General features: G+C 46.3%; 15 protein-coding genes and 2 tRNA genes. 13 read left to right on the top strand and 4 right to left on the bottom strand.

The annotated features are described in order from the left end of the window. Positions 1-515: 515 nt before the first annotated feature. A complete protein-coding gene (locus IT291_05425; protein MCC6220666.1) occupies positions 516-1,928 on the bottom strand; it encodes a CCA tRNA nucleotidyltransferase in 1,413 nt (470 codons plus the stop codon). A gap of 195 nt (positions 1,929-2,123) precedes the next feature. On the opposite strand from IT291_05425, the gene IT291_05420 reads away from it, so the two are divergent. The 3 genes from IT291_05420 (at position 2,124) to IT291_05410 (ending at position 3,228) form a co-directional block, all read left to right on the top strand. Next, positions 2,124-2,200: transfer RNA gene (locus IT291_05420), tRNA-Ile, on the top strand. Between the two features lie 54 nt (positions 2,201-2,254). Then, a tRNA-Ala gene (locus IT291_05415) sits at positions 2,255-2,327 on the top strand. A gap of 160 nt (positions 2,328-2,487) precedes the next feature. Beyond that, positions 2,488-3,228, top strand: coding sequence for a hypothetical protein (locus IT291_05410; protein ID MCC6220665.1), 741 nt, complete (start codon positions 2,488-2,490; stop codon positions 3,226-3,228). A gap of 107 nt (positions 3,229-3,335) precedes the next feature. On the opposite strand, the gene IT291_05405 is transcribed toward IT291_05410, so the two are convergent. The 3 genes from IT291_05405 to IT291_05395 are packed head-to-tail and all read right to left on the bottom strand — an operon-like array spanning position 3,336 to position 6,190. Then, on the bottom strand, positions 3,336-3,758 hold the full coding sequence (locus tag IT291_05405; GenBank protein MCC6220664.1) for a response regulator: 423 nt from the start codon (positions 3,756-3,758) through the stop codon (positions 3,336-3,338). Further along, complete coding sequence (locus IT291_05400; GenBank protein MCC6220663.1) at positions 3,736-5,265, bottom strand: PAS domain S-box protein; 1,530 nt, start codon at positions 5,263-5,265, stop codon at positions 3,736-3,738. Before IT291_05400 ends, IT291_05405 begins: the two co-directional genes overlap by 23 nt. A 1-nt stretch (position 5,266) precedes the next feature. Then, entirely contained in the window at positions 5,267-6,190 is a 924-nt protein-coding gene (locus IT291_05395) for an HDOD domain-containing protein (protein MCC6220662.1), read from the bottom strand. A 248-nt stretch (positions 6,191-6,438) separates the two neighbouring features. Here IT291_05395 and IT291_05390 point away from each other — a divergent pair, with 248 nt between their 5' ends. The 10 genes from IT291_05390 to IT291_05345 all read left to right on the top strand — a co-directional run bounded on the left by IT291_05390 (position 6,439) and on the right by IT291_05345 (position 17,256). Further along, entirely contained in the window at positions 6,439-7,701 is a 1,263-nt protein-coding gene (locus IT291_05390; GenBank protein MCC6220661.1) for an MFS transporter, read from the top strand. A gap of 174 nt (positions 7,702-7,875) precedes the next feature. After that, the gene (locus IT291_05385) at positions 7,876-9,006 is read left to right on the top strand and encodes a hypothetical protein (protein MCC6220660.1); all 1,131 of its coding nucleotides are present in this window, start codon (positions 7,876-7,878) and stop codon (positions 9,004-9,006) included. Then, positions 9,003-10,184: a hypothetical protein gene (locus IT291_05380; GenBank protein MCC6220659.1), complete on the top strand. Its 1,182-nt coding sequence runs from the start codon at positions 9,003-9,005 to the stop codon at positions 10,182-10,184. Before IT291_05385 ends, IT291_05380 begins: the two co-directional genes overlap by 4 nt. A gap of 40 nt (positions 10,185-10,224) precedes the next feature. After that, complete coding sequence (gene mdh, locus IT291_05375) at positions 10,225-11,166, top strand: malate dehydrogenase (GenBank protein MCC6220658.1); 942 nt, start codon at positions 10,225-10,227, stop codon at positions 11,164-11,166. A gap of 31 nt (positions 11,167-11,197) precedes the next feature. Beyond that, positions 11,198-12,358: an ADP-forming succinate--CoA ligase subunit beta gene (sucC, locus tag IT291_05370; GenBank protein MCC6220657.1), complete on the top strand. Its 1,161-nt coding sequence runs from the start codon at positions 11,198-11,200 to the stop codon at positions 12,356-12,358. Between the two features lie 9 nt (positions 12,359-12,367). Beyond that, positions 12,368-13,240, top strand: a complete 873-nt coding sequence (gene sucD / locus IT291_05365) for a succinate--CoA ligase subunit alpha (GenBank protein ID MCC6220656.1) — start codon at positions 12,368-12,370, stop codon at positions 13,238-13,240. A gap of 5 nt (positions 13,241-13,245) precedes the next feature. Then, complete coding sequence (gene ndk, locus IT291_05360) at positions 13,246-13,671, top strand: nucleoside-diphosphate kinase (protein MCC6220655.1); 426 nt, start codon at positions 13,246-13,248, stop codon at positions 13,669-13,671. 2 nt (positions 13,672-13,673) lie between these two features. Then, positions 13,674-14,729: a 23S rRNA (adenine(2503)-C(2))-methyltransferase RlmN gene (gene rlmN / locus IT291_05355; GenBank protein ID MCC6220654.1), complete on the top strand. Its 1,056-nt coding sequence runs from the start codon at positions 13,674-13,676 to the stop codon at positions 14,727-14,729. Then, the gene (mtnP, locus tag IT291_05350) at positions 14,726-15,595 is read left to right on the top strand and encodes an S-methyl-5'-thioadenosine phosphorylase (protein ID MCC6220653.1); all 870 of its coding nucleotides are present in this window, start codon (positions 14,726-14,728) and stop codon (positions 15,593-15,595) included. Before rlmN ends, mtnP begins: the two co-directional genes overlap by 4 nt. A 20-nt stretch (positions 15,596-15,615) precedes the next feature. After that, entirely contained in the window at positions 15,616-17,256 is a 1,641-nt protein-coding gene (locus IT291_05345) for a YihY family inner membrane protein (GenBank protein MCC6220652.1), read from the top strand. Positions 17,257-17,348: the final 92 nt, after the last annotated feature.

The following is a 17,348-nucleotide window of genomic DNA, read 5'->3' as shown; positions in this document are numbered from 1 at the left end:
TTGGCGCAGAAACCTGGTAGTGCTCCTAAGACGACTAAAAAGAGCAGCAGAAATTCTTATCGCCCTTTGGTGATTTGTTGTGACCCGGTAGCCATGAACAACTACTTGGAAGAGTATTTTAGTATATATCACGAATACAAAGTTGCCTGCAGAAGATATCTTAGTGGCGAACATGGCGTAATATTTCCACCAGGCACTTATCGACCTCCCTCTCTGTGTTGCTGCTAGCTGCTGATTGGTTACTGAAGTCTACGATTGCGCAATAATTCAAGTGGCTTGTAAGCCGCGGCTGTCGGGATCTGTTGAGCGCTTCAAGTGAAAGACCTTTTTGTGTTCTTTGGTTAGGATTTGTTTTAATAGGAATCCGTATAGCTAGCCGTTGCAGCAATTATAGCTGCACAGTGAAGAGGTGCCCCCCTGAGTTCAGCAATGTAGTCGTTCTTCATAGAAAGTAATTTTCATAAAAACAACAAGAAGTGCGTTGGACTATGGATACCACCACAGAGGCTCCGAGGTTAGGTTTTTGGGGGGGGCGCCGTGACTGAGGGGAGTAGTGCTAGCAGGTGGTCTTTTTTGTTGAGCGTTGGGTCGTCCAAAACCTTTTCGTGAAGAGCTCTTAAAATCTTTCCAATCTCGGGACCTTCGCGAAAGCCGAGCGCTAGCAAGTCTTTGCCGTTAATTGCAAGTGTGGCAAGCGGCGAGACGTCTGGGGCAAGGCGTATGCGCTCGATTTCGTCGTCAAACGCACCGAGCTCGCTTTTTAATATCTCGGCTCCATACTTGCAAGCTGTGGCATCGGCAATTTTTAGCGCCCGCCAAAGCGGAAATAATGAGCCTACATCCCTTAATAGCCGACGCAATCCGCCTCTCCCTGCATTCAGCGGACGCATGTGCATTCGCACTAAAGTGCTTACATCCTTGTTGATGTTAGATGAGTAACGCAAACGTTCGAGGATTTCCTTCGCTATGTCAGCCCCCAGTGCTTCGTGCTTGTAAAAATGGCGTTCGCCAGTTTCTTCGTCAATTGTTAGGCTCGCCGGTTTTCCGACGTCATGCAGCAGTGCCGCTAGGCGCAATACGAGATCTTTCGGGGTGTTCTGTACAACCTCAAGCGTATGCGTAAAAAGGTCAGCTGCATGATAGCGGTTTTGTTCAAATCCTACAAAAGAAGCAACTTCGGGCAATATTTCGCTTAGAATCCCAAGCTCGTGAAGTAGTATAAAGCCACGGCGGGGGGAAGGAGAAAGCAATACCTTGCCCAACTCATCGCGAATGCGCTCTACGCTAAGTTTTATTATCTGCTGTCTAAACTCGCGTGCTGCATCCTCTGTGCGTTTCTCAATCGAAAAACCAAGTTCGCAGGAAAGTCTTACCATTCGCAAAACTCGCAGAGGATCTTCGCCGAAACGAGCATTGGGGTCTCCTACCGCCCGAATTAACTTTGCTCTAATGTCTGCTAACCCACCATGAGGATCCAAGAGCTTCTTGTCAAAAAGGCAGTAGGCCATGGCGTTAACGCTAAAGTCGCGGTAACGAAGATCCTCGACAATGCTGTCTGCGGCGACAACTCCTCCCGCAGGAGACATATTTTTACCCCTGAATGTAGTGAGTTCGACCTGCTCCAGATCGCTGTAGGGTTTGACAGTTACAGTTTGATGTTTGAGGCCGGTAGGTATGCAGCGAATTCCCGCAGATGTAAGTATTGTTAAGAGGTCTTGGGGAAGCAGTCGCGTGGCTAAATCTAGGTCTCTGGACGTAATCGCATCCGTCGGGAGGCATCTCATTATGTCGCGAACAGCCCCGCCAACGAGGTGCATGGCAGAACCCCTTCCGAGAACGCGTTTTAGCAACACAACGCGCTTATCTCTAAGAACTGCCTCAAAAGAAGCTAATTGCTCACTACTTACGCGGATAATCTCATCGTTCATAAGCTAGATTTACATAACTATACTTATTTGCACTAAAATTCGCATTAAAAATCAGAATTTCTTATTCAGGTGTTGACATAAGGTAGCTTAGAAGTTTAATTTCCAAAAGCTCAGCAGCCGTAAATGATGCGGCTGTAATTCTCGTCAATTATATATTATTAATATATATAATATGTTATGTTGACAAAGAAAAAGGGGCCTGTAGCTCAGCTGGTTAGAGCGCACGCCTGATAAGCGTGAGGTCGGTAGTTCAAGTCTACCCAGGCCCACCAGCTTTTATTGGCGTGTGTTCCGACAAGTCAATAATAATAGTTATTAAGTTTTTTGGGGCTGTAGCTCAGTTGGGAGAGCACCTGCCTTGCACGCAGGGGGTCGTCGGTTCAAGTCCGTCCAGCTCCATATCCGCATATATAAACTTACCTGTTTCCTTCCCGATCTGTAGGCCGAAGTTCCTCACTTGTTTCGTATGGTTAGCCTGTTTATCAGCGCTTTAGCAGAACGCGGTTTCTGTCGATTTTGGTAATAATCATCTTGGGGTTTCGGAGGATAAGGGTAGCACGTGGCAAAGTATCACGCGAATAAAGTTAATTTTAAGGTCTTAATTCAGTCGACAAATCGACATAGAAGCGAGCAATTGCGCCAAAGTCTTAAGTCTCTTGGATTTAAGGAGATTAGCTGTTGCAATTCGCATGTCGAGGCCATGGATAGATTTAAGTTTAGAAAGTTTACGCACGTTCTCTTCGATGCTAACTCTCATGAATGTTCGGTTAAGGAATTTGTCGTAACGCTTCGCGATCTAGATGCCGCTTCCACTTTAATAGCTGTTTCTTCTGAGCCACGCATAGATGATGTGTTTGGCTTATTGGTTGCTGGCGCACGGCATTTTTTGGGCATTCCTTTTACGGTCGAAGTTTTGGACGAGGTTTTGCAGGAGGCTAGCGAGGGGCCGCCATTAAACGAGGCGGTGCTTACAGCACCAGATCGCAATAGTGCATTGGTTACAGTAATTCTTAACAATCTATGCAAACTAACTGTGATCATGCGACAATCTAGGGAGTTTCAAAGTGCCGCTAGAGATCTTGTTGCTCAACAAAAAAAATACTATCAGTCCGTCGATTTGGCGAAAACCTTTTGCCAAGGTTCAGATGACGATTTGCTGCAAGAAATCATGGCGCAATGCATCAAGCGCGCACAAACCGCCGCCTCCCGACTTGGCCGAATGCGCAAACGTTTGGGCAAACAACGGCTGGGAGGCTCTGATGTAGAAGAAGAAAATGTGAGCGAAGAAGACTGCTCCTAAGCGGCAAATTTGGCAGTTGTAATATCGGCAACCAATGCAGATAAGGGAACTTCTGGTTATCTACTCTCACCCCCGTAAGGCCAGGATAGTAAGCGGAGTTCTCTAGATTATGCGCTCTTTTTCGGCAGCGCGAGGCTTTGATGTAGCCAGAAGGTTACTGCTTGTGAGACGTGGAGGCTGAAGGTGTTTGGGTTTTCGGATTTTACTAAGTAAGTATTTGCCCCGCAGTCGTAGCATTCGCGTATGTCCCTTTCCAGTTGCGAAGTCGATATGACTATTATTGGTGTGTGCGCGTAGAAGGTGGAACTTCTGAGTTCAGCTATTAGGGCGGTACTGCGAACGCCTTGCAGATTCAGGTCTAGTAGTAATATTTCGGCTGTCGGAGAAGTTGGATTATTGAGTAGGAGGTTGCACCTAGCCTCCTCGATGTTGCTTGCTTCGAGAAGGGGATTCTGTATATCGGCGCGTTGCAGAGCCCTTCTTATTAAGCTTCTGTGAGCCTTGTCGTCATCGACTATCAAAATGTTCATTGTGTCGGTGTTGCTCATCTCTTTCTTGTCTCGTCGGGCGCTTTAATGTCAGTCGAAAAACGCTTCCCTTTCCCTCAACGCTAAAAATTTCAATTGAGCCGTCGAGTTTATCGAGGATTTTCTTAACGCAAGCTAGGCCTATGCCACTGCCCTCAATTTCGTTTCCATGCGCTCTGTGATAAGGTCGTAAAACATCGGCGAGGCGATTCTTGGGAATTCCGAGACCGTTATCTGCTATGTCGAGTATAACGGAATCGACCGAAATAGTTTTTAGGCAAATGTCGACCGTTAATGCTCTTTCTGGAGAGCGGTATTTTATGGCGTTTCCTATCAGGTTCGAAAACACTTGATAGAGGCGTAACGGGTCGCCACTTACCGTTGGCAAGTTGTCATCGACGTTAATTGTGGCTTTGGCATCGCGTGTCTGCTGGCTTAGATCGCTAAGCGCTTGCTTAATGATGTTGTTTAAGCTGACGCGTTCCTCTGCCAGTCGCCCAGTTGAAAGCGATGAATATTCTAAGACGCTTTTTACTAGGGCTTCTAATCTGTTCGTTGCGTCTATAATGTGCCTAATAAAGTCAAGTCCCTCGGCGTCAAGTTTGTTGGCGTAGTCCTCTATGAGAATGGCAGCCATCCCCTTAATTGTAAAAATCGGCGCTTTTAAATCGTGGGAGACCATATATGTGAAATCGCTTAAGTCGCGGTTTTGTTGCTCGATTTGTTCTTGGTAGCGAACCGATGCAGTGACGTCGATAGAAACGCTCATGACGGAAATTACTGTATTGTCGTCGTCGCAGATGGGAACTAGGTGACTTTCCACCCAGATAGTAATGCCGCTTTTGTGTCGTATGCGGTAGCGCACTACTATGTCTTCGCCTAGGTTGCTAATTATGCTCGAGCGCTTATATCGCTCCATATCCTCATCTAAGACAATGTTAGCTAAAAAATCGTCCTTAAATGCAGCTATCTCCTCTTGTGAATATCCCGTTAGAACCTCCGCGTACGGGCTGCAAAAAAGAGTTTTGCCACTCGTGTCTCGCATGATCACGGATGCTGCGAGATTGTTCGTGAGAACTTCGTAGCGGTCAATTAAATCTTCAATTTTTGAACCCAAGTTATATAGGAGGTCGAAGAGATGCTCGATACTGCGTCGCGAATTGCTTACTAGTTTATCTAGTTCATCTATACCTGTTGGCAATATGTGAGAATCCCTTATGTCGACTGCAAGTGGAATGTCGTCATGCAATTTGTGTCTGCTAAGAGTCATTAACTTGGCAATATGTAAATTTGCTTGGCGAAGAGCCTTTACTACAAGTGTCGTGGTCGTCGCGCAGCCGGCTAGAAAAATAAACAAAATTAGACTGCCGAGAAAAATATTCTTGCTTAACTCGCTTGGATAATAGTGATGGCAGATAATGGCTACGACTAGAGAGAAGAAAGCTAGGGCAATGGTGGCTCGGCGCGCACTTAAGAGTTTTATTAGGAAGTAATTAGAGCAGTAGTTCATTTTACTCGTACAAACTGTAGTGTGCGTCAAATTCTCGACTTAGCTTTTGGATGAATTTTTCCCCTTCGTCGGTGCTAATACTTAAATATTTTATACACTCTGGTAGTTGCGCCTGGCAGTATCGGCTTAGGGCTCTGCTACCTTTGTCATGTCCTATGGCTGCGGAGTGGGCCATGCAGTCGGCGGCTTTTATGAGGAAGGCTAAGGAGTGATTGGTCTTTATGCTGCTACCATCCGAAGGCCATGGCTGATGATGCAAGGCGATCGCTTGAGTTATGCTTGCTGGAAATTTCCAATGCTCGGCAAACCACTGGCCAACTTCGCTATGGTTTAGTTCGAGTATTTCTTCTTCGACAGTTATGAAGTTTTTGTTGTCGTTGCCGACCAGGGCGATGACTTTGTCATATTTATCTGGTGCGCGTCGGAGTATAAGGAGTTTCCCTACATCGTGCATTAACCCACACAAGAAAGCCTCTCCAGAATCGATATTTGGTCCGAGGTGACTTAGGCCTTTGCTAAAAATTGCGGTGGCAATCGAATTTGCCCACACCTGGGCACGGGCTTTGCTCTTAGAAGTTAGCAGGCTCTTTAGCATCCCGGCGGAGAGTAGGCAGCGAAGTTCGTCAATCCCTATGTTGGCGACTGCCATTTCAATGTTTTTTACTGGATTGCCACGAGAGAAGTAAACTGAATTGGCGATGCGAAGAATTCGCGCACTCAAAGCTTCGTCAGATTCGATGATGTCGACAAAATCACCTGAAGTGGAACGAGGGTTATTGGCAACTTGAAATGCCCTTGCAGCACTCGCGGGAAGTGTGTCGAGCTGATTAATGCCTAATATGTTTTTTATGCGGGCAGCTTGTGCCGATGAGATTTTTGGGAGTTTATCTTGGTTGCCAAAAATGGCGCTTTTTAGGAAACTCATGATTGTTGCGCGATCCTTATTTGTTATGTGTATACCGTTTCCAAAAAGTAAGTTAAATATTTTACTTTTTGGAAACGGTATTTGTTGTTTGTTGGCAAGTGCTTACGCACTTGCTGTTTATACCATTTACAAAAATCCTTTTTGTAAATGGTATAAAACTGGCCTGTCTACTCTTTGATCGGCTTTAATTTCTAATAACTAGAGTCGAATACTAATAAATAGCTAAAGAGTTTTTTTTGGTAAGCTTTATGGATAGGTCTGGAAAAAAAGTGGTAGCGATTACGGGCATAGCTCATTTTTTTGCTCATTTTTTTGAGCTCATATTTCCGGCCATGACTATGTATATTGCTCGAGATCTGAATGTCGACGTGAATGCCGTTATTCAGGCAGGGTTTTTGCTCTATTTGCTTTATGGCGTATTGGCCCTTCCCTGGGGTTATTTAGCAGATAAGGTTGGAGCAAATGCTGCTTTAGGTATAGGTTTGCTGATAGCAAGTTTGGGCAGTGTTCTTGCGGGCTGTTCTTATACAATTCCTTCGCTCGTTCTATGCCTTAGTGCCATCGGCGTTGGTATTGCCTCCGTGCATCCAACCGCAATGGCTCTAATTAGTTATAGCATACCGCAGCGCGGTAAGGCGCTGGGACTTTTTGGAATATGGGGGCAATTTGGGATGCTCTTAGCACCTCTCGTAGGTGGTATTGTCGGATATTACTTCGGTTGGCGTGTCATACTTATTGGTAGTGGTTTAGTCGGGATACCGGCAGGTCTTATTACTATCATGCTTAAAGCGTCCCATGTGAAGGCGATAAAGGAAAACGAGGCTGAATTAGTTTGTGGGGTGAGAAGTGCCAAGTGTTTTGCAGTCTTATGTATCGCAATAGTATTGGCGGGTATAGTTTATAGAGGCAGCATAGTCACTATCCCAGTTTATTTTGAGCAAAGAGCCTGGGGGATAACGCATGGACTATTAGAAACGGTTTCGTCTCTTAACCTATTTGACATTCCAGCTGTGGGTGAAAAGGAAAAAACTTTGGGCGCAACAATTTTAATGTCAGTTATGTTTATAATAGGCATGTGCGGGCAGCGCATTGGCGGATATGCTGCCGATCGCTTTGATTTGCGCCTAGCTTACTTAGGATTTTTCGTACCTGCCATACCAGTGAGCATAGCGATGGCCTATTTTAGCGACTGGAGTTTGGTATTGGCTAGTAGCCTTTTTATTGGCTTAACTTTAGGGGTTCAGCCGATAGAGAGCTCGCTAGTGGCGATTCTTAGTCCAGTAAGCAAGCGGGCTAGCGCTTATGGGGTAAAGTTTGTATTGGGTCTTGGGGTTGGAGCTTTTGCGGTATGGCTTGTGACCTTCAGCCGCTCTCTTTGGGGAATTAGTTCCGTTTATGTCGTACTTGCCGCAATCTTATTCGGCGTAGTACTTTCTATGTTGGCAATTCTTAGGATTAGCCACGGCACGTCCATGAAACATGGCCATCTTACTGCTAGTCAGATATCGTAGATAGACAAAAATCATAAAGTGAAATAGTGTCTGCACTCGTGTAAGCAATAGCTCTGAGCTGGATAGTGGAATACCGTTTCCAAAAAGTAAAATATTTAACTTACTTTTTGGAAACGGTTTAGCGGCGTAATTTTATCTCAACAATTCACTATGCAAATAGTTAGAAATAGACAATTGAACTGCGATAAGGGAGCTGCGTATTTGTCTCTTTTGTTTGCAGCGTTTGTCGTTGCTAGTATTTTAAGCGTGTTGTTTTTTGTTTTTGGCAAGTTGGTTCCCCCAAATTACATTGGGGTTAGGAACAATGGGTTTACTTTTTTTGGGTTGTTAGAGGATGGGTATTCTACGGACGGCTTAAAGCCTGGGCTCCATTGGCGAATTCCAGGTGGAGTATCGGAGATAATTTTACTTCCACGCGGGTTTATGTTTGTTCATTTAAATGAGCAGGCACAAGGTGAGGATCTCAATCTTGCGACCTTAGAGGTTCCTACCACAGATGGTTCAAAAGTTAAGACGGATATTACTTTGGTGCTTAGATATTACGATCGCAAGCTAGATGCTCCTGCGGGCGAGGACGTTCTGCAGGCCGAAGTTCAGGACAAGGGCATGGTGCCAGTCCCCCAGTTTAGACAGTTTTCTCACGGTGGGCCAAGGCAGCTAGTGGAAAGCTTCACGGTCGATACCAAGAGACAGTTATTGCTTTTTTCGGATATCGCGAAAGACGAGCTTAAACAGTCGCTAAAACGCTTGTCGACTCGCGATTACTATAACTCCGTAAAGAGAGAACAGTCAGCACTTAACGCGGGCGATGCAATTAACAATAGAGTTAGCGATCGCGGCATAGAACTTTGGGCCACATTGATTCGCCGCTATGTTTATGCGGAGCGAACCATTGACGATCAAATTTTTGCTAAAAATTTGCAGGAGCAGACAGAGCAGCTTAACGCAGCTTCTGGTTTGCTGGCTAAAGCCCAGGCGGAGACCGAGAGAGAGCGAGCGTTGTGGGATGCGCAAATCAAGGATTTAAGCGTAAAGGGAGAAACTCAGGTCGAAGTAATCCGTTCAGAGGGCGAGTTATATGAGGCGCGCAAGAAGGCGGATGGGGATTTGCTAGTAGCAAAAGCGCGGGCGGAAGTTGATTCTGCTAAAGCATCGGCACTTTCTAGCCTAGAGGGCGCAGAAGTGTATATCGCGCGCGAAATGGCGCCACTCGTGGGAACGCTTAAGGGCGGCGTTGTGCGAGGGATCGATCCTTACGACGTAAAGGTATGGGTAAAAAAGCTAGTTTCTAAGGATGCGCAATGAAGAGCTGCACTGCAGTTAAGATAATTTCGTATAAGGGCCGTGATTTTGCTAGCTTTGGCGGAAGAGCGCGGCGCTATTTTCTTGCTCTTTTGGCAATCGCTATTTGTTGTGCGCTCTCTGCTTGCAATGCTGGATTCCAAAAAATGCAGTCTAGCGAGTATTCCGTAGTTTTTTCTAAACTGCCACGATTTCTCGGTGGCGGCATGCGCGATAAGACCTTAAATCCTGGCGAGATGGAGTTTGTTTTCCCCTGGGAGGAACTCTATAGGTTTGATACAAGCGTGCAGTCGCTTTCATGGGGTGCTGCGGGGACCGGGAATGATCCCTTGGTTGAGGATTATGTGGAGACTCGAGCTTTGGATGGGAACGAGGTAGGTTTAGCGATTACGGTCCATTATCATGTAAACCCCGCACGTTTGCATCACGTTGTGCAGTACGTAGGTGTGGATAACAATGCGATAAAGCGCCTTGTAGCTGCAATTGCACGTGCGGATATCCGGACTCACATGAATATTCTGCGCACGAGGGATTTTTTTAATCCCGAAAAATTCCAGTCAGTGGTTGACCGAGTTAAGATTGCGCTTAATACGCGCCTCGAAAGGGAGGGAATTGTGATAGATTCTGTAATTTATAACGATCACCGCTTCGAGCGCCGACTGCCAGATGGTACGTATGATAGAAGCTATCAGGAACAAATCGATCGCACGCAGGCTATCAATCAGGAGACTGAACAGGAGTATAAAAAAGTAGCAACTGTTGTCGAGGGCAAGCGCCAAGTGTTAAACGAGACGCAAGCTGTAGTTAATCGCAAGATTGCTGAGGTTGAAGGGTTTAAGCGGCAGGCTATTTTAAGGGGCGATGCCTATTTGAAAGCTAAAACTAACGAGGCTGAGAGGGTGCGCTCTGTAGGTTTGGCTGAGGTTGAGGGGTTGAAAAAAGAAATTGCAGCGCTTAGTGGACCTGGCGGAGAAGCTTTGTTAAGGTTGTCCGTTGTAAAAGAGTTGCTAAAAACCAACCCGCACTTTGTCCTAGTCGATTCGACGAGCGGGGAGTCTAGCAAAGATGTCGGTTTAAATTTTAATCGCATCGATACTAATGATTTGCTCCTGCAAAGCGGGTTCTTTGACGGCCTCAAGAAAGAAGTGAAAGGAGAAGAGGCAAAGGCCAAGAAAGAGTAGGGGCGTAAATATTTGTTAGAAGGAGGTAGAGATTTTTTAGATGGCGAGTCAAGTTAGAAGGAAAAAAATTGCTTTAATCGGCGCTGGGAATATAGGCGGATCGCTTGCGTATTTAGCTGTGTTAAAACAACTTGGCGACGTAGTTTTATTCGATGTCGCTGAGGGACTTGCGAAGGGCAAGGCTTTAGATTTAAGCCACGCGGCTGCTGTAGCGCCAAGTTCTGTGCGCGTTACGGGAACTGAGAGCTACGAGGATATTCAGGGCGCAGACGTATGCATCGTCACCGCTGGGCTTGCAAGAAAGCCAGGGATGAGTCGAGACGATTTGCTAGCTGTAAACTCGCAAATAATGAAGTCAGTTGCGGCTGGCATTGCGAAGTACGCGCCGGAGAGTTTTGTAATAGTGGTTTCTAATCCGCTCGATGCTATGGTGACGCTCTGTCAGCGAGAGACAGGTTTCCCTAGTAAGCGCGTAGTTGGCATGGCTGGAGTTTTGGATTCGGCGCGTTATAGGGCATTTTTGGCAGAGGAACTCGGATTATCAGTCGAAAGCGTGAGTGCTTTTGTTTTGGGCGGCCATGGTGATGACATGGTTCCGGTTAGGTCATTTACTACGGTGGCTGGCATACCTATTTCGCAACTAGTTAGCGAGGAGCGCCTTAGCGCAATAGAAAAGCGCGTAAGAGGGGCTGGTGGAGAAGTGGTGGCTTTGCTAAAGACTGGCTCTGCGTTTTATTCACCGGCCTCGTCCGCTATGGAAATGGCTGAGAGCTATTTAAAAGACCAGAAGAAGGTAATGTGTTGTGCAGCGCGCTTAAATGGCGAATACGGGTATAAAGATTTATACATGGGAGTTCCTGTGGTATTAGGCGCAAGTGGCGTTGAAAAGATAGTGGAGATTGAACTTTCTAGCGAAGAGAAGAAGGCTTTGGATGTCAGTGCTGGAAAGGTGAGAGAGTTAGTTCAAGCCTTAAAGAACTGATGCGTTAAGTTGTCGTTAGGGGTGTTAGTCTATGAATTTACATGAATATCAGGCTAAGGCGTTGCTAAGAGAGTATGGCGTGCCTGTGCCAAAGGGGGAGCTTGCTTATACGGTTGGCGAGGCTCGCAGGGCTGCTGTCAATTTGCGTTCGCCTGTCGTGGTAGTAAAGGCGCAGGTGCACGCTGGTGGTAGGGGAAAGGCAGGTGGCGTAAAGGTAGTTAAAAGTATCGACGAGGCAACCCAGGTAGCGAGAGAGATGTTGGGGATGACGTTGGTCTCTCCTCAAACTGGGCCAAAGGGCGTACTGGTGAAAAAAGTTTGGATTGAGCCAGGAGCACAAATCGCCAAAGAATATTATTTAAGCCTCGTGCTAAATCGCGAGGGAGGTTGTGTCTCGATAATGGTGAGCCGAGAAGGTGGAATGGAGATTGAGGAAGTAGCCCACCATTCGCCGGAAAAATTGCTCACAGTAGACGTGGATCCGGTTTGTGGTTTGCAGGGATTTCACTGTCGCAAAATCAGCGATTTTTTGCAGTTTGGCGATAAGCAAACTAAGCAACTTCCTTATCTCTTAGGGCCCTTGTATAGAGCGTTTTTGGATTTGGACTGTTCTTTGTTGGAGGTAAACCCCCTGATACAAACTGCCGATGGCGAATTGGTTTGTTTGGATGCTAAAATGCTAATTGACGACAATGCGCTTTATCGCCAGCCAACAATTCGCAGCTGGGCGGACTACGATGAGATGAACGAGCGCGAGTTAAGAGCTACTGAAGTTGGTTTAAACTATGTTGGACTTGAGGGAAATATCGGTTGCATGGTAAATGGCGCAGGGCTCGCCATGGCTACTATGGACATAATTAAGCAAGAGGGCGGGCAGCCAGCGAATTTTCTGGATGTGGGTGGCGGTGCTACTACAGAAATGGTGAGAGAAGCTTTTGCAATTATTCTCGGAGACCCTAGCGTTAAGGGAGTGTTGGTAAATATTTTTGGAGGTATCGTTCACTGCGACGTAATAGCGCAGGGAATTATTGATGCCGCTAAGTCGCTTGCGGTAAAAGCTGCGGTAGTAGTGCGGCTCCAAGGCACTAATGTGGAATTGGGCCGAGAGCTTCTAAGTAATTCTGGCTTAAAAATTATTCCCGCTTTAACAATGCAAGAAGCGGCAAGAAAAATCGTTCAAGCTGTATCATGAGATTGAGTCATGTCGATACTGGTAGATAAAAACACCAAAGTACTAACCCAGGGCATCACTGGAAAAACTGGGCAAATTCATACCAAGGCTTGCAAAGCCTATGGGACGCAAATGGTTGCGGGGGTAAGCCCCGGGAAAGCTGGACAGGAGTTTGAGGGAGTACCGATTTTTAATTCTGTCGAGAAGGCCGTGGAGGCTACAGGCGCTAATGCCAGTGTCATTTACGTTCCAGCGCCTTTTGCAGCAGACGCTATAATAGAAAGCGCGGATGCGGGGGTTCCTCTGATAATATGTATTACGGAAGGAATTCCGGTAAAAGACATGCTAATGGTGAGGACTTACCTTTCGCGAAGTACTAGTCGGCTAATAGGGCCAAACTGTCCAGGAGTCATCACTCCGGGAGAGTGTAAGATTGGAATTATGCCGGGTTACATCCATCAGGTTGGGCGAGTTGGGGTCGTGTCTCGTTCTGGAACGCTTACCTACGAGGCTGTCGGGCAGCTTTCGGAGCTTGGCCTAGGGCAGTCTACTTGCGTAGGTATCGGCGGAGATCCGCTAAATGGAACCGGGTTTATCGATTGTTTGGAAATGTTCGAGCGCGATTCGGGCACTGACTTAGTAGTTATGATTGGGGAGATAGGCGGAAGAGCTGAAGAAGAAGCGGCAGAATGGATTCACAATAATTGCAGCAAGCCCGTAGTAGCGTTCATCGCAGGTGTTACGGCTCCGAAGGGAAGGCGTATGGGACATGCGGGTGCTATTATTAGCGGTGGATTTGGTTCAGCAGATGGAAAAATTAAGGCGCTCGAATCTGCGGGGGCGCATGTAGTGCGTTCGCCAGCAGAAATTGGAATTACGGCTAAACGGATTTTGGAGAAGTAGTAGTTATGTGTACATGCAAATGCGGAACGGAAAGAACGCTGTCGATAATTAAACCAGATGGCGTAAAGAAAAACATCATTGGCAAGATTATTTCTCGCTTTGAGGCTAGTTCGTTGCGCGTTGTCGCAATGAAGATGATTCATTTGTCGGAGAAGGAGGCCAGTGGGTTTTATGATATCCACCGCGAGAGGCCTTTTTTTAAGGATTTAGTGAAGTTTATGACTTCCGGACCAGTGGTGATCATTGTTTTGGAAGGCAAAGATGCTGTGTCCTTAAATCGCCAGTTAATGGGGCCTACTAATCCGAAAGAAGCACCGGCTGGTACTATTAGAGGTGATTTCGCCCAAAGCATTGATGAAAATACCGTTCATGGGTCTGATAGTATGGAGAATGCAGGCAGGGAGATAGCGTTCTTTTTTCCCGACTTTTAACATTGATAGAAATTCTCGATTTAGATCGCATCGCGCTTAGCGAAATTTTAGCGAGTGATTTTTCCGAGCGTCCGTTTCGCGCAGAGCAGATAATGCGGTGGTTATACAGGCGCCGCGCTAGTGGCTTTGAGTGCATGACTGATATATCCGCTGCGTTGCGAGAGCGATTGCGGGAGCATTTTTCTATATATCGGCCCGAAATCTCAAAAATAGTCGAGTCTGCCGATGGCAGCAGAAAATACTTGCTCAAATTGGCAGACGGCCGTTTTGTCGAATCTGTATTAATTAAACAGCCAACCCGTTGGACATTGTGCGTCTCATCCCAAGTTGGTTGTGCAATAGATTGCCAGTTTTGTCGCACCGGCGCCATGGGTTTTGTCAGGAATTTAAAAGTGCACGAAATTGTCGGGCAGGTTCTTGCTGTTATGAATGATGTGTCGCCCCCAGATAGCGATAGTTTTGAGGTTCGCAACGTCGTTTTTATGGGTATGGGCGAGCCCATGCACAATTTCGAGAATGTTCTAGGTGCTATAAAAATAATTGGCGATGGAGCTGGATTTGACTTTTCTGGAAGAAGAGTGACTATTTCAACTTCCGGAGTAGTTTCTGGCATAGAAAAGCTTGCAGCTAGCAATGTAAAAGTAAACCTGGCAGTTTCTCTCAATGCGACTACGAATGAGATTCGTGGTCGCTTGATGCCAATAAACAGGAAGTGGCCGCTCGAAGTCCTTTTAAGGGCCATTCGTGAGTTTCCGCTGGAGCGTCGGCAGCGAATTACTGTGGGATATGTCTTAATCAAGGGTTTAAACGATACCCCAGGCGATTTGGAGCGACTCGCTCAATTATTAGACGGACTAAAGGTAAAGGTAAATTTGATTTCCTTTAATGCAGTTCCCGGATTAGAATACGAATCGTCTTCGCGAGAATGCATGGAGCATTGGCAGCAGACTTTGATGAACAAGGGGATAAATACTACAGTTAGGTGGTCAAAGGGGGCAGATATAGATGCCGCTTGTGGTCAGTTAGCAACTACGGCCAAGGAGATGCAAGAGAGATGAAGACAGTTGGTATAATTGGTGGTTCGGGCTTGTATGAATTAGATGGACTTAGCGATGTGCGCCAGGAAGATATGGTTACACCTTTTGGTGCGCCTTCTTCCCCCATTACTATTGGCTATATCGATGGCATTCAGCTTCTTTTTATCGCTAGGCATGGCGAGGGGCATAAGTGGATTCCTTCAGAGATAAATTATCGCGCTAACATTTATGCCCTTAAAAAATTGGGCGCTCAGTGGTGCATTAGCATTAGTGCAGTTGGTAGTCTTAGAGAAGAATGTGCACCGGGAGATATAGTGGTTCCTGATCAGGTAATTGATAACACTAGGAATCGGGAGGGCAGTTTTTTTTCTAAGGGTATATGTGCACATGTTTCCTTTGGGACGCCTTTTTGTCCGGTGTTGCGAGAGGCTTTAGTTAAAGAGGTAAGGAGGGTAGCGGAAAACGAAAGCAGGCAGGTGCATGATGGCGGGACTTATGTCTGCATAGAGGGGCCAGCTTTCTCGAGTAGAGCGGAATCTCAATTATATAGAAGCTGGGGCTGTAGCATAATTGGCATGACAAATTTACCGGAGGCAAAGCTTGCGAGAGAAGCTGAAATTGCCTATGCAACGCTAGCATTCGTGACAGATTACGATTGCTGGCGAAGTGCAAATGAGGAAGTAGATGTCGCTACGATTCTCGAGCTCCTTCAGCGCAATGCTACGTCCTCGAGGAAAATCATTAGAAGAATGGTAGCCGCGCTAAGTAAACTAGAGCCTTCATCTTTGGCAAGAGATGCATTATCGGCAGCAATTCTAACTTCTCCGGGGGCCATAGACGAGCGAACTAAGCGAGAGCTTTCGCCAATAATTGGGCGCTATATTTAGGGACTAGGGAGAGTGACAATGTGAAATTTGCAAGCTTTCCAAAGACTGTTTTTCTGACTATTAAGAGAGCGAGCAGGAACTTTTTTTTCGACGATTGTTTTTCTCGCGCTGCGGCTCTTGCCTACGCTACCCTATTTGCCCTGATTCCCATAACATATTTTGTCGTTTCCATGGTGGGGGTTTTTGGCTTTAGGGAGGAGCAGAGTAGAGAGGTTCTTAGGATTATCCTGGAGCAAGTTTTGCCTTCTGTGCAGAACGAAACCCTTAAAGAGTTTCAGGACAATATATTTTTTTATGTAGAGAAGTTTCTATCCAATATCCGGGCCTTAAATGTCATTGCGATTGCCGTTTTCTTGTGTACCGGCGTTGCGCTTCTAAACACCATTGAAGCTGCCTTAAATGCCATTTGGAAGGTATCTTCGAATCTATCATTAGTAGATAGGATTTTGACATTTTGCGCAGTCATAATGTTAGGGCCTCTGTCTGTGGCACTTTCGATTTATCTCACAGCTCGGTTTAACTCTTTGGCGGGAACTAGCGGAGTAGTGAGCTTCTTGTCGCTAAAAATCCTCTTTATTGCGCCAATTCTCGTTTCGTGGATAGCGTTTTTAGTTCTTTACTTTAAGCTCCCCGCCGCCAAAGTTCGCCTGCGGGATGCTGCGCTTGGGGCTTTCATAGCAGCAATTCTTTTTGAAACGGCAAAGCTCGGATTTGCTCATTACGTATCGCTCTCTGCCACGCAGAGTAAACTATATGGCGTTCTTGCAACTATACCGCTTTTTTTGTTCTGGCTATACGTAGTTTGGGTCGTCGTCCTGTTTGGGGCTGAAATTGCTTATTCATCGGGCATGGGGTTATTTGCTGCGGTGCATAGTAACGCCAAGTGCCATGGAGTGCTTGTTCGAGCGAGGAGCTCAATAAATAGAGACGGAGGGGACGGTGGAGTATGTATTGCGCGGGAGAATGGAGTAGGAGTTGTCACTTTCTGGCACCCAAAAGGCAATTCGCTTACACGAGAACTTCTTAAAGCGCTAGTGTCGGCCATTAGCGAGCTCGGAAATAATCGCGATGTAAAAGTCATAGTTTTGCAAAGCGTAGGGGATGCTGCTTTTTGCGCTGGCGCATCTTTTAAGGAGCTACAAAAGGTTAGTTCAGTTGAATCTGGCAAGGAGTTTTTTAAGGGCTTTGCCGAGGTAATTTTAGCTATTAAGGCGGTGGATAAGTTCGTCATAGCACGAGTTCATGGGAAGACCGTTGGCGGCGGGGTTGGAATAGTAGCTGCTTGTGACTATGCTTTGGCCCTAGATGATGCCGCGGTGCGCCTAAGTGAACTTAGTATTGGTTTAGGTCCCTTTGTGGTCGGTCCCGCCATCGAGCGAAAAATTGGCTGTAGTGCGTTTGCCAGTTTTGCCATCGATGCTGAGTGGAGATCGGCTACATGGGGGAAGGAAGTGGGGTTATACGTCGATACTTTTTCGGATGAGGAGGTGCTGGATAGCGCGATAGAGGGTTTGTTGGAAAAGCTTGCCAGTTTTAGCGAGAGTGCGATGGCTCAACTTAAGAGAAGTTTTTGGCAAGGCACTGATAATTGGGATAGGCTGCTAGACGAGAGGGCGTTAATAAGTGGAGAGTTATGCCATTTACAAAAAGGATTTTTGTAAATGGTATAAACAGCAAGTGCGTAAGCACTTGCCAATAAACAACAAATACCGTTTCCAAAAAGTAAAATATTTAACTTACTTTTTGGAAACGG

The organism is Deltaproteobacteria bacterium, assembly GCA_020845775.1.
In the GTDB taxonomy this organism is placed as follows: Bacteria; Bdellovibrionota_C; UBA2361; order SZUA-149; family JADLFC01; genus JADLFC01.
The sequence above is the reverse complement of the archived record's forward strand: the minus strand, read 5'-3'. Positions and strand labels throughout refer to the sequence as shown.